Origin of the sequence: Streptomyces sp. NRRL S-646, assembly GCF_000720765.1 — a bacterium.
Taxonomy (GTDB): domain Bacteria; phylum Actinomycetota; class Actinomycetes; order Streptomycetales; family Streptomycetaceae; genus Streptomyces.
Window position 1 is genome coordinate 1 of sequence record NZ_JODC01000002.1, and the last position, 12,213, is coordinate 12,213.

Below are 12,213 nucleotides of genomic sequence, written 5' to 3' on the forward strand. Positions count from 1 at the left end.
ACCATCGCCCCCATGGCGGCCTTGGCGGCCAGACCCCCTACGAACGCCTCAAACAGAAGACCACGACCCAGGCGTAATCGAAGATCGTCAGTGGCACAGCGATCGGGGCTAGCCTCGCGCTTTCACGTGGCAGGGCGTCCGGTGGGTGATCAAAAACGCGGAGAGTGCTCCTGACCTGCAACGATAGGACTTGTCTAGGGTCCAGGTCGTCGCATGGAAGAAGCACTCTCCAGGTGAAGAAGCGTATCGGGTCCTACCCGCGTGCCTGTACCGAAAGCGGTGGGCGCGGAGTGGTCCCAGGCCGGCGCTGTGCTGCTTGTGGAGACGATCCGCAAGACGGGTCTGGATCAGGCGATATCGGCGGCGCCGGCATCGTGGCGCAAGCCGCGGGCGGTGCATGATCCGGGCAAGGCCCCCCTGGATGTGGCGCTCACGGTACCGACACGGCCGGTGAGGACGCGTGGTCCGTCGGACGCGGAGCGGTCCACCCGCCCACCACCGACGACGCACCCGGCGCTGCCCGATCACACCGGCCCTGGCGGCAGACCGCTGTCCGGCACCAAGTCGGCGCCGGCAACGACGCCTCCGACACCAAGGTCAGCGGCGGTGCTTGACGCCGCCGACCTTGCCCGGAGGTACATCCGGGTCTTCATCAAGCGTTCCGGAGACCAGGTCCTGGTCGCCTCACCGACCCGGCTGCCCTCCGCCTGAGTGTGATGTCCGTTGGCCGGACCACGTCCGACACGGCCACCCTGTGCGCCGCTCCTCAATCGACGTGGGTGCTGTGCTGGGCACGGCGGGGGGCGCGTCAACCCCACACCCGCTCCCCGCCCTCGGCCGGCGGCGGATCCGGCGTGCGGTCCAACCCTACGCAGACAACCTGCGACCTCGACGCGCTCGCCAACGACGACTGTCGTCGCCGAACCGCGTACCGCCCTCAGCTCTGTCCCCCCAGGTCAGGCATCTGTGCGGTCACGGCGCCAGAGCGGCTGTTCGCGCGCTTCCCAGGTGGCAACTCGCCTTGCTCCGAGGCGACTTGCTCCGTCAACCGGCCTCGTGGGCAAAACGGCGTACGGACGCTTTCCGTGCGGCTGTGAGCCACCGCCCATACCTGCCATACGAACGTCCGATGCCCTATCGCTGACCTTCTTCTTGTTACAGCCCAGTCCCCTCCCTACGCTGCCACCACCGCGCCTGGGCGGAATGGGACAAGGGACACAGGAAGTCACATGGGTCGACTGGTTGGGAAAATCGCCTTCATCAGTGGAACAGGAGCCGGAATAGGCCGTGCCGCGGCCCGGATATTCGCCTCCGAAGGCGCCACTGTATTCGGCTGTGACATCGACAAGGAGAGTGCGGCCGAGACCGTCGACATCGTGGAGAAGGCCGGGGGAGTCATGCGGTCCCTGGCACCCGTCGATCTCTCCACCGAGGAGGGCTCCCGGGAGTGGATCGAGGCCGGCATCGCGGCCTTCGGCGGGATCGACATCCTCTACAACAACGCCTCCGCGCTGCGGAACGGTCCGTTCGACACCCAGCCCGTCGAGGACTGGTACTTCACCCTCCGCAACGAGTTGGACATTCCCTACTTCTGCACGCGGGCGGCCTGGCCGCACCTGATCGCGCGCGGTGGCGGGGCCGTCCTCAACGTCGCCTCCGTGGCCGCCGTGCGCGGCGCGCCATTCCTGCCGATGGTGCCGCACGGCGCCGCCAAGGGCGGGGTGCTGGCGATGAGTAAGCACCTGTGCGCGGCCGGCGCCCCGCACCGCATCCGCGTCAACACCATCGCCCCCGGCATGATCCGCACCTCCGCCACCGCGCCCTTCCTCGACGACCCCGACGGGCCCCGGGCCCGGCTGGAGGCGCGCATCCCGGTCGGCCGGGTCGGCGAACCGGAGGACATCGCCCGCGCGGCCGCCTTCCTCTGCTCCGACGAGGCGGCCTTCGTCAACGGCGCCAACCTCATGGCCGACGGCGGCGACAGCGCGATGGCGGGCTGAGCGGCCGTGACCACCCGACTCGACCACGTGGGCGTCAACGTGCGCGATCTCGCAGCCCAGACCGCCTGGAACCAGGACGCCTTCGGGCTGAAACGCGTCTTCGACTTCCACCTTGAAATCCCGGGGCTGCGCGGTGTCGTACTGGAACATCCCCATGGCTGGCGTGTCGAACTCCTCGCCCGCCCCGGCTCGGCGCCGGGCCTGCGGGCACCGGACCCGATGACCGCCGCCCTCACCGAGGGATACGGCCACGTCGCGCTCACCACTCCCGAACTGGACCCCGTTTACACGGCCCTCCTGGCCCACGGGGCGGGCGAGATCGTGAAACCCGGGCCGTCCCCCGAGCCCGGCGTGCGCATGGCCTGGGTCAGCGACCCCGAGGCAAATCTCATCGAACTCATGGAAAAGCAAGTCGGAACCCACCTCAAGAACGCAGAGCGAGGGCACGGAAAATGAAAGATTCGATCTCCCTGAGAAGACTGGACCGCGGAACACTTGTCGCGTGTTGTCTCGCCGTGGCGGTGGCACAGTTGTGCATTACCGTGCCCGCGCCGATCAACGGAAATATTCAGGCCGCTTTCGGGGCGTCGGGGTCCCAGGTGGCATGGGTGACCTCGGCCTTCATTCTCCCCACCGCCATTCTGGAACTGAACTTCGGTGTGGTCGGCGACCTGTTCGGCCGTAAGCGCCTTCTGGTGCTCGGCGGAATCGTCCTGGCACTCGGGGAACTCCTCAACGCCACCGCCCAGAACATCACCATGCTGTGGGTCGGGCAGGCGCTGGCCGGCATCGGCGCTGCCGCGCTCTTCCCCAGCTCCCTGGCGGTGATCGCGGCTGCCACGCCTGATCAGAAAGACCGGGCCAAGGCCGTCTCCACCTGGGCGCTGAGCATCTCCATCGCCTCCGCCGCGGGCCCGCTGTCCTCCGGTGTGCTCGCCACGATCGCCGACTTCCGCTGGGCGTTCGTGCCGCCGGTCGTTCTCGGACTGGCCGTGGCCGTCACGTGTTGGTTCCTCGTCACCGACTCCAAGGCTCCCGAGGGTCGCACGCTCGACTGGCCGGGCCAGATCAGCATCGCGGTCGGCCTCACCGCCCTGCTCTGGGGCATCATCGAGGGCGGCGAGCGAGGCTGGAGCAGCCCGGCGATCGTCGGCGCGCTCGCCGTGGCCACGGCGACGCTCGTCGCCTTCATCGCTGCCGAGAAGCGTGCCGCCTCGCCCATGTTCAACCTGGACCTGCTGCGCATCCCGTCGTTCTCGGCGGCGGCCGTCGTCGCGCTGGCCGGGATGTTCGGCTTCGTCGGCACCGCGTACGTCGTCTCCATCCGGCTCGGCGTCGTGATGCACCTGAGCGCGCTGCGCGCCGGCTTGCCGCTGATGATCCTCCAGCTGATCCCGCTGCTGCTGGCGCCGGTGCTCAGCAAGATGCTCACCCGCGTCGAGCCGCGCTGGCTGCTGATGGGCGGTCTCCTGCCGATGGCCGCGGGACAGTTCTGGATCGCCGCGCTGCCCATCACCACGACCTCCCTCACGGCCTTCCTCGGCCCGGTGCTGCTGCTCGGCGTCGGCTTCATCTGCGTCGTGTCCTCATTGACGTCCGCCGCCGTGAACGCTGTGCCCATCCACATGACCGGCATGGCCAGCGGCGCCACCAGCCTGGTGCGCGAGTTCGGACAGGGACTCGGCCCCGCCGTGATCAGCACGATCGCGATGGGCGCCGCCTCGTCGGCGCTGGTGGGCAACCTCAGCGGCAAGGACGCCGGCATACAGCAGGCGGCGGGACCGCTCGCCGTGGTCAACGTCGGCAGCGACAGCGCCAAGGCCGCCGCCCAGACCGCCCTCGCCCACGGCATGGCCCTCGGTGTGATCGTCTGCGGCTGCGCCTCCCTGCTCGGCGTGCTGGTCACCCTGCTGCTGGTCCGCAAGAGCACCGCCCGCTCCACGGTCGGCGCGGGCGAGCCGGCGATCCAGATGACCGCGTCCGTGTAGCGGGCAACGTAGCGAAGGGGAGGCCAGGGCCGAAGCCCTGGCCTCCTCACTTGTGCGGTGACGCCATGTCCGCGGCGCGCACGCTCACTCGTGCGCGCCCGACCCACGTCTGGCGTCCGTTTTCGTTCACTCCACACGCGATCACCCCTCCGTGCTACGGCACGGAGGGGTGATCGCGTCAGTGGGACGGTCATTGTCGGAAGGCAAGCACGGCCCCGCTGCCGTCCGTCCACGGCCCGACAGCGGCAAGCCCGCCGTCGGCGTGCGGGCAGGCCGATCAGACGCTCACGGTCGGCGGGGCGTGCGGCGAGGCGTACGCGGAGCCGGGGAAGACCAGTGTCGTCGTCCGGCTGCGCCATGACCGGCTGATCGAGCCGAGGGAACGGCAGCGTGGTCCTGCCAACTCGTCAGAGTTCAGCGGATGTCCAGCGCGTTCGTGATCGCCTTCACTCCGCCGTGGGCCGCATACCCGCCGTCGACGGTGATCTCCGCGCCGTTGACGTACGCCGACTCGTCGGACAGCAGGTACACCACCAAGGGGGCCACCTCGTCCGTGTGGCCGGCGCGGCCCAGCGGTGTCATCGACAGATGCGCCTCGACGAACACCGGGTTCGCCGTCGCCATCAGCGGGGTCTCGATGTAGCCGGGGTGGATCACGTTCGTACGGATCCCCCGCGGGCCGAGTTCCAGCGCGGCCACCTTCGACAGGCCCCGCAGGGCCCACTTGCTGGTCGTGTAGGCGACCGCGTGGTGGGCGGTCAGGCCGGCGACCGAGCCCACGTTGACGATCGACGCGCCGACGGGCATGAGCGGGGCGAGTGCCTGGATGCCCAGCAGCGCGCCGGTGGTGTTCACCGTGAAGGCCCGGTTCCAGTCGGTGAGGTCGACCTCGCCCAGGCGGGCTCGCATGGGGATGCCCGCGTTGTTCACCAGCCCGTGCACGGTCTCCAACGACGACGCCAGCGTCGACCAGTCCTCGGGCGACGTCACGTCCAGGTGCCGGAAGCGCACGTCGAGATCGTCGGCGCGTAGGGACGCGGCCAGCTTCTCGCCCGCCTCGTCCAGCACATCGGTGGCCACCACACGCGCGCCCTCCTGGGCCGCGGCCGTCACCTCGGCGGCTCCCTGCCCCTGTGCGGCTCCGGTGATGACGACGGTACGGCCTGCCAGGCGCATGGGGCTCACGGCTCCTCCAGCGGATGCGGGATGTCTCCCGTACCACGCTAGAAAGCCGAGCTGAGCTCCGGAAACGGATGTTCGGCATGGGTGGTATCAACGGCGGTGATCTCCTGGGCCGGCGGCTCGTCCAGCGAGGCGCCGACCTTGCGTACGGTCTCGCGCAGCCAGCGGTGCGCGGGGTCCGCGTGCCGGTTGTTGTGCCAGTGCATCGCCTCGACCAGCGGTACGTCGGGGAACGGCGTGGGGACGGCGACACAGCGCGCGAAGCCTTCATAGCGGCGGGCGAGCCGTTCCGGCACCAGAGCGACCAGATCGGTGCCGCTGACCAGGAACGGCAGGACGCTGAAGCCAGGTGTGCTGACCTGCACCTTCGGGGTGATGCCGAGGGTCTCCAGCTGACGGCCGACGGGCGTGTTGCCCCTGCCGATCGAGCACGCGGCGTGCGGCATCTCCGCAAGGTCCCGCAGGCCGAGCCGCCCCTCCACGAGTCGCGGGTTGTCCGGGTCGACCAGACAGACGAACCGGTCGTGCATCACGGCCTCGCTCACCCCTGGGATCTGGTAACCGAGCGGCACGATCATCAGGTCGTGGCACCGCAGGTGCGTCTCCGTCTCCAGCTGCCCGTCCACGATGGGATGGAAGTCGATGCGGACGCCTGGCGCCTCCTGCGCGATCACCCGCAGCAGCGGCTCCACGAACACCGTCATCACGTAGTCCGACATCACCACCGAGAAGCGCTGCCGACTGTGCTCCGGATCGAAGTGCCGGGTCAGTGACAGCGCCTCCTCCGCCTTGTGCAGGGACGCCTGGACGAGCGGCAGCAGCCGTTCGGCGAGCGGCGTCAGCTCGTACTCGCGGCCTACCCGCACCAGCAGCTCGTCGTTGAAGTGCCGGCGCAGCCGGGCCAGCGAGCCGCTCATCCCCGACTGGCTGGTGCACAGGCGCACACCGGCGTGGGTGACGTTCTTCTCCTCCAGGAGCGCTTCCAGCGCAAGCAGAAGATTGAGATCGATCGCTCCCAGGCTCACGGATGTCCCCTTCCGGCCACGTCTTTGAAGCATCGGTGAATCGGGAGCGTAACCACCATATTGCGGTCCGGAAAAGAGTGGGGTCGAACCTTCACCAAGATGCGATGAGAGCCATTCGGCGAAGCCATACCCGCACGTCAAGGGGCCAGTGCCCGAAACAGCTGGGCACTGGCCCCACACAGCTCGACGTCCTAGGGCCGGGGCGTCCGCCCCCGCTTCCTCGCCCGCGGGAGGTAGACGTCCGCGCGCCCCGGAACGACCTGGTTGCGCAGCGTCCCCAGCCGCTCCACGGTCAGCTCCACCTCATCGCCGGGCGTGAGCGGCGGCGGGGTGCGCTCCCCCAGGCGTCCCCAGTGCTCCGCGAGCGCGCCCCAGCCGCACGTGCCCGAGCCGAGGACGTCCCCGGGGCGCACCCAGGCGTCCCGGCTGGCGTAGGCGGTCATCTCCTCGAAAGTCCAGGAGACGTTGGCGAGGGTGTCCCGGCCGATCAGCTCGCCGTTGAGGGTGACGGTCATCTCCAGGTCCAGGAAGCCGTCCGGGTCGCGCCTGTCCTCCACCTCGTCGGCGGTGACCAGGTACGGGCCGAGCGTGTTCGCGAAGTCCTTGCCCTTGGAGAAGCCGAGGCCCAGGTTCTTCTCCGGTTTCTGCAGGTCGCGCGCCGACCAGTCGTTGAAGACGAGGTAGCCGACGATGTGCTCGCGCGCCTGCTCGGGCGTGAGGTCGCGTCCGCTGCGACCGATGACCGCCCCGACCTCCAGCTCGAAGTCGAGAACCGAACAGCCCGCGGGAACGGGCACGTCGTCGTGCGCGCCGTATGCCGCGTGAGGGTTGGTGAAGTAGAAGTTCGGCGCCCGGTACCACTCCTGCGGAACGTGCTCCAGGCCGTCCAGCGATTTGGACACCCCCTCGATGTGTGCCTCGAAACCGACGAAGTCCCGGATGGACGGCGGCTTCAGCGGCGGCAGAAGCCGCACCTGATCCACCGTCAGCTCGCTGGCGGCGCTGAGCGCTTCGGCCCCCGCGGCGTACAAGACCCCCTGCTCGACCAGCGCCAGGACGGTGACGTGCTCGGGAAGCGGGTGCACCACCCCGTCCCGGACCACACCGGCGCGCTCCACGCCCCCGTACTCGTATGTCGCGAAACGCATGCCTCACTGCTCCCAGTGGTTGGTGTTGGTGACAGACCCTGCGCTCAGGTAGCCCACGAACAGACCCTTGGGATCGCGTACGTCGCGGATCTCCTGGAGCCTGCGCCACTGCTCGTCACCCATGAACTTCAACTGCCGGACGGTCAGGTCGGAGTCCCCGAGGTACTGGCCCACGGTCACCGGCTGCAGTGCCCTCATCGCCTCGTCCAGCCAGGCCTGCAGCTCCGCGTCCCGCTCCGGCTCGTCGTGGATCACGTACGTCGCGCAGTAGATCTCCGACTGCAACGAGAAAGCCATGTCGGGCAGTTCACGCATCGGCGCCATGGAGAACCAGATGGTGAAGGTCTGCCGGGTGGGTTGCTCGGTGAACGCCCTGCGCATCGCCGGGACGACCTCCTCGGCGGGCCCGGTCAACCAGGCGTTGTCGACGAGGTAGCGGTGGCCCTCGGGGTTGGCGGTGCGCTGTCCCGCGAGTTGCTCGGCCAGTGTGGTGGGCTGCGCTTCGACGCGCAGCAGGGCCCGGTCGGCGTACGGGTTGGCGTGCAGCGGGGCCAGGGCATCGGCGGCCTGCTCGGGGGTGTCGGTCATCGACACCCCCGTGACCAGGAGCACCGGTTCCTCCGCGCCCGGTGGCGTCTGCGTGACGGCGACGATCTCCACCAGGTCCGACACCGTGTGGTGCATGCCCTGCAGCCAGGTCATGACCTCGTCGAAGAGGTCCAGCGGGTAGGCGTGGACGGTGTGCGCCAGGTGCCTCGGCAGGGGGCGGGTGCGCAGATGGAAGCGCGTGACGACACCGAAGAACCCGGGCCCGGCGCCGCGCGCCGCCCAGAGCAGGTCACTGTTCTGCGTCTCGTCGGCACGCACGAGTTCGCCCTCGGCCGTGACGACGTCGATCGCCACGATGTTCTCCGCCGCCCAGCCCCAGCCGCGCGCGTTCCAGCCCTGACCGCCCTGGAGCAGGAAGCCGCCGATGCCGACGGAGGGGCAGTGCCCGCCGTTGAAGAAGCGCCCGGCCTCGGCGAGGTACGGGTTGAGTTCGTCGCCGCCCTTCACGCTGGGCGTCGCTGTCACGATGCCGGTCTGCGGGTCGTAGGCCATCTCGCGGAAGTTCCCGAGATCGATCAGCAGCGCGTCCTGCCGTACCGACCAGGCCGCCCAGCTGTGTCCGCCGGAGCGGACGGCGACCTGCCAGCCACGCCGCAGGGCCATTCGTACGCCCTCGACGACGTCCTGTTCGGTGGCGGCCTTCAGTACGGCGGCGGGCGTCCGGTCGTACGGGCGGCGGGCGTTGAAGACCCTGCCGAAGCACGCCTCATCGAAGTCCTCGTCGCCGGGGAGGTGGAGAGTTCCGGAGAATCCGTTGGTGTTCACTGGGCTGCTCACTTGATCGCGATCGGGTTGACGGGCGCGCCGACCGCGCCGGTGACCGGCAGCGGAGCGGCGACCAGCAGGAACTCGTAGACGCCGTCGGCCGCGCAGTCCTCGGCCAGTGCCTCCAGGTCCCACATCTCGCCCAGCGGAAGGCCCATGTTCGGGATCGCGATCTGGTGCAGCGGGGACATGGCGGGCTCGGCGAATTCGTAGGGACGCACCTCCAGCCCCCAGGTGTCGGAGGCGATCGCCGCTATCTCGGTGCGGTGCAGCCAGCCGAGGGTGGTGAAGGAGAGGCCAGGGGCGTCACCGGCCGCGTAGCCGCCCCACTCGCCCAGCCGCCTCACGCGGCCCAGCTGGCCCGTGCGCACGAGGACGAGGTCGCCGCGGCGGACGGTGGAGGTCGCGCCCTGCGCCTCGATGGTGGCGCGCAGATGCTCCTCCAGGATGGGGAATCCGTCGGGGAGTTCCCCGTGCTCGTCGCCGACCGCGCGGCCCACGTCCAGCAGGACACCGCGCCCTGTGAAGGCTTCCCTCATGTGCTCGATGCCGGTGACCGAGTCGCCGTCGCCGCTCACGATGGTGCACGGACGGCCGTTCCAGGCCTGCTTGTTGTCGTAGATGTGGCCGAGCCCGTCCCACTGGGTGGAGGCCTGGAGAGGCATGACCACGTGGTCGTCGGCTCCGCCGAACCCGTGCGGGAAGCCCTGCGTGCCGGCGGCCGCGTCGGAGCCGGTGTCCTTCATGTAGTGGACCGGGTTGATCCGGCCGCGGAATCCACGCTGCGGGCCGTTCTCGTTGAACTCCAGGGCGAGTGAGAGCGACCGGCCCCGGCGGACCAGTCCCGCCGCGTGGGCGCGGATCGCGTCGTCGATGAAGTTGAGGGTGCCCAGTACGTCGTCCTCGCCCCAGCGGCCCCAGTTGCGGTAGGCGGAACGGGCCTTGGCGAGCTCTTCCTCTATGGGACCGAGGCTCATCGGGTGCGTCCTTTCAGCAGCAGATCGAGAGCGTTGCCCCCGGCGATCGCGGCACGTTCGGCCTCCGGCAGCCCGGCGGCGTCCAGCCGGGCCACCGGATCGTCGACGCCCATGTCGAAAGGGTGGTCCGTGCCGAGGACGACCCGGTCGGCGCCCACCTCCTCGACCAGGTGGCGCAGAGCGCGCGGGGTGTAGACGAGCGCGTCGAACCACATCCGCCGCAGATAGGCGCTCGGCGGCTCGGCGCACCCGCGGGCGTCCGGCCGTACGTGCCAGGCGTGGTCGGAGCGCCCGATGTACGTCGGCAGATAGCCGCCGCCGTGCGCGGCGACGAGCTTCAGCCCAGGGAAGCGGTCCAGGACGCCTGTGAAGATCAGACGGGAGAGGGCCACGGTGGTCTCGACCGGCTGTCCGACCGTGTTCCCGAGGTACTGCGTGGCGAGCCGCTCGCCGAGTGAGCACCCCCATGGGTGCACGAAGACCACCGCGCCGACTTCCTCGGCCTTCCGCCACACCTCGTCGTGGGCCGGGTCGGCCAGCTCCCGGCCGTTCACCGTCGTGGAGACGCTGATGCCGTACAACCCGTACTCGGTGACCGCCTCGTCCAGCAGCGCCACCGCCAGGTCCGGATGCTGGAGCGGCACCGTACCAAGGCCGTACAGCCGCTCGGGCGCCTCGGCGCAGTGCTCCGCGACCGTCTGGTTGACCGTGCGGGCCAGCCGGACGGCGAGGTCCGCGTCCGCCCAGTAGTGGTGCATCGGCATCGGGCCGACCACCTGGATGTCGACGCCCATCGCGTCGAGATCGGCGAGGCGCAAGCCCACGTCCGTGAGCCTTGGCCCGAGCGACTGGAGCTGAGCCCTGTTGGCGGCCAGCGACTGAGGGCTGTGGGCGCGTTGCTCGGCAGCCAGTTCGGCGGCCAGGCCGGACTGCCCCGCGCACAGGGCGTCGGCGGCGGGCACGGCCAGGTGGCCGTGGACGTCGACGACAGGAGTGCTCGCCGTGGTCATGCCGCCGCCGTCAGCGAGTCGAGCGTCTCCGACATGATCCGCGCGGGATCGGCACCCGGCGTGTCGGGGTTGATCTCCCACTCGGCCAGCTGCAGCGAGTTCTCCAGCACCGTCCGCACACGTGGCAGCCGACGGGACATGAAGTGGTCGAGGGCCTTCTCCAACGGCTCCTCCCCGGTGACCAGCTCGGCCAGGAGCACGGCGTCCTCCATGCACATGGCCGCGCCCTGCGCGATCAGCGGCGGGCAGGCGTGCGCGGCGTCGCCGACGACGAGCGTGCGGCCCCGGTGCCACGGCCCGTCGACCAGAATCGCCTCGATCCAGCGGTAGTCGACGGCGGTGTCGTCGGGCAGGGACGCGATGATCTTGCCCCAGGTGCCGCCGTAGCCGGCGCCGCGCTCGCGCAGGAGGGAGAGGGAGGCGCGCGGCCCGACCAGGGATGCGTCCAGGTTCTCGTCGAGCAGGTAGGCGTAGCACTGACCGGGGGAGATCGGGCTGTAGCCGGCCTTGTAGCGGGGGCCGCCGTAGTACACCTCGTGGCAGTCCATCTCGGCGGGGCGGTCGGCGACGACACGGAAGATCGACATGCCGACCGGGCGCGGTTTCTCCACGATCCCGATCAGAGAGCGCATGGCCGAGTTGATGCCGTCGGCGCCCACCACCAGGTCGTAGCGGCCGGTGGAGCCGTCCGTGAAGGCCACTTCGACGTGTCGGGGCGACTGGTCGAGGCGCTCGACGCTCAGACCGAGACGGACGGTGACGCCGTGGGCGTACACGGCGTCACACAACGCGTCCTGCAGGTCGCGGCGCAGGGCCCCCGCCGTCGCGGGCAGGTCCGGCCCACCGGTGTGGGGGGTGGACAGCTCCGTGATGAGCTCGCCGTCCGCACGCAGGAGCCGAAGGACGTCGAACGGCACCGCCCGCGCCAGCACCCGGTCCAGCACGCCCACCGAGCGCAGCGCCTTGAGAGCGTTGCCCTGGAGGGTGATGCCGTGGCCCACACCGAACCATTGGGGGGAGATCTCGACGAGCTCGACGTCGGCACCGCGCTGGGCGAGCGCGAGGGCGAGCACGCTTCCAGTGATGCCGCCGCCGACGACGAGCACCTTGTGTACGGGCATGAGCGATCCTTGCGAACGTAGAAGAAGGGGGCAGCGGTCAGCCGCTGAAGCGCGGGCCGAGTTGGTGGTAGTGCTCGACGGCCGGCGGCTCGGTGAAGAACGGCCCGACAAGGGCGCGCCAGCGCGCGAAGCGCTCCGACTCCCGGAAGCCGGCCGTGTGCGCCTCGACCGACTCCCAGCCGACCAGCAGGAGAAACGTCCGCGGCCGCTCCTCGCAGTGCAGCAGCTCGGCCCAGCGGAACCCGGCTGCCTCGGCGAGCAGCTCGCGGGCCTTGCCGAAGACCTCCTGGAACTCCTCTTCCCGGCCGGCCTCCACGGTCAGCTCGGCATGCTCGACTACCACGTGTGCTCCTCGGGGTGGTTGGGGAGCTCCGAGCCTGATCGGCGG

General features: G+C 69.9%; 11 protein-coding genes and 1 pseudogene. 4 read left to right on the forward strand and 8 right to left on the reverse strand.

Annotated features, from left to right (window positions below; translation table 11 throughout):
* Positions 1–233: 233 nt before the first annotated feature.
* The 4 genes and pseudogenes from IH68_RS54985 to IH68_RS0102560 form a co-directional block, all read left to right on the forward strand.
* Positions 234–438 (forward strand): annotated as a pseudogene (locus IH68_RS54985) (IS1380 family transposase); the annotation flags it as partial.
* A 791-nt stretch (positions 439–1,229) separates the two neighbouring features.
* A complete protein-coding gene (locus IH68_RS0102550; RefSeq protein WP_030927596.1) occupies positions 1,230–2,000 on the forward strand; it encodes an SDR family NAD(P)-dependent oxidoreductase in 771 nt (256 codons plus the stop codon).
* Positions 2,001–2,006: 6 nt separating this feature from the next.
* Positions 2,007–2,456: a VOC family protein gene (locus IH68_RS0102555; RefSeq protein ID WP_030927600.1), complete on the forward strand. Its 450-nt coding sequence runs from the start codon at positions 2,007–2,009 to the stop codon at positions 2,454–2,456.
* Positions 2,453–3,988 (forward strand): MFS transporter, encoded by a 1,536-nt coding sequence (locus tag IH68_RS0102560; RefSeq protein ID WP_030927603.1) that lies wholly within the window; start codon positions 2,453–2,455, stop codon positions 3,986–3,988. The genes IH68_RS0102555 and IH68_RS0102560 overlap by 4 nt, the downstream gene beginning before the upstream one ends.
* 414 nt (positions 3,989–4,402) lie before the next feature.
* Here IH68_RS0102560 and IH68_RS0102565 read toward each other — a convergent pair whose 3' ends face one another.
* The 8 genes from IH68_RS0102565 to IH68_RS0102600 form a co-directional block, all read right to left on the reverse strand.
* Complete coding sequence (locus IH68_RS0102565; protein WP_030927607.1) at positions 4,403–5,173, reverse strand: SDR family NAD(P)-dependent oxidoreductase; 771 nt, start codon at positions 5,171–5,173, stop codon at positions 4,403–4,405.
* 38 nt (positions 5,174–5,211) lie between these two features.
* Positions 5,212–6,195 (reverse strand): LysR family transcriptional regulator, encoded by a 984-nt coding sequence (locus IH68_RS0102570; protein WP_037884498.1) that lies wholly within the window; start codon positions 6,193–6,195, stop codon positions 5,212–5,214.
* A gap of 191 nt (positions 6,196–6,386) precedes the next feature.
* Entirely contained in the window at positions 6,387–7,343 is a 957-nt protein-coding gene (locus tag IH68_RS0102575) for a fumarylacetoacetate hydrolase family protein (RefSeq protein WP_030927613.1), read from the reverse strand.
* A 3-nt stretch (positions 7,344–7,346) separates the two neighbouring features.
* The gene (locus IH68_RS0102580; protein ID WP_037884499.1) at positions 7,347–8,717 is read right to left on the reverse strand and encodes an FAD-binding oxidoreductase; all 1,371 of its coding nucleotides are present in this window, start codon (positions 8,715–8,717) and stop codon (positions 7,347–7,349) included.
* An 8-nt stretch (positions 8,718–8,725) separates the two neighbouring features.
* Positions 8,726–9,694: a cyclase family protein gene (locus IH68_RS0102585; protein ID WP_030927618.1), complete on the reverse strand. Its 969-nt coding sequence runs from the start codon at positions 9,692–9,694 to the stop codon at positions 8,726–8,728.
* Positions 9,691–10,704, reverse strand: a complete 1,014-nt coding sequence (locus IH68_RS0102590) for an amidohydrolase family protein (protein WP_030927621.1) — start codon at positions 10,702–10,704, stop codon at positions 9,691–9,693. Before IH68_RS0102590 ends, IH68_RS0102585 begins: the two co-directional genes overlap by 4 nt.
* The gene (locus tag IH68_RS0102595) at positions 10,701–11,825 is read right to left on the reverse strand and encodes an FAD-dependent monooxygenase (RefSeq protein WP_030927624.1); all 1,125 of its coding nucleotides are present in this window, start codon (positions 11,823–11,825) and stop codon (positions 10,701–10,703) included. The genes IH68_RS0102590 and IH68_RS0102595 overlap by 4 nt, the downstream gene beginning before the upstream one ends.
* A 37-nt stretch (positions 11,826–11,862) precedes the next feature.
* Positions 11,863–12,168 (reverse strand): antibiotic biosynthesis monooxygenase family protein, encoded by a 306-nt coding sequence (locus tag IH68_RS0102600; protein ID WP_030927627.1) that lies wholly within the window; start codon positions 12,166–12,168, stop codon positions 11,863–11,865.
* Positions 12,169–12,213: the final 45 nt, after the last annotated feature.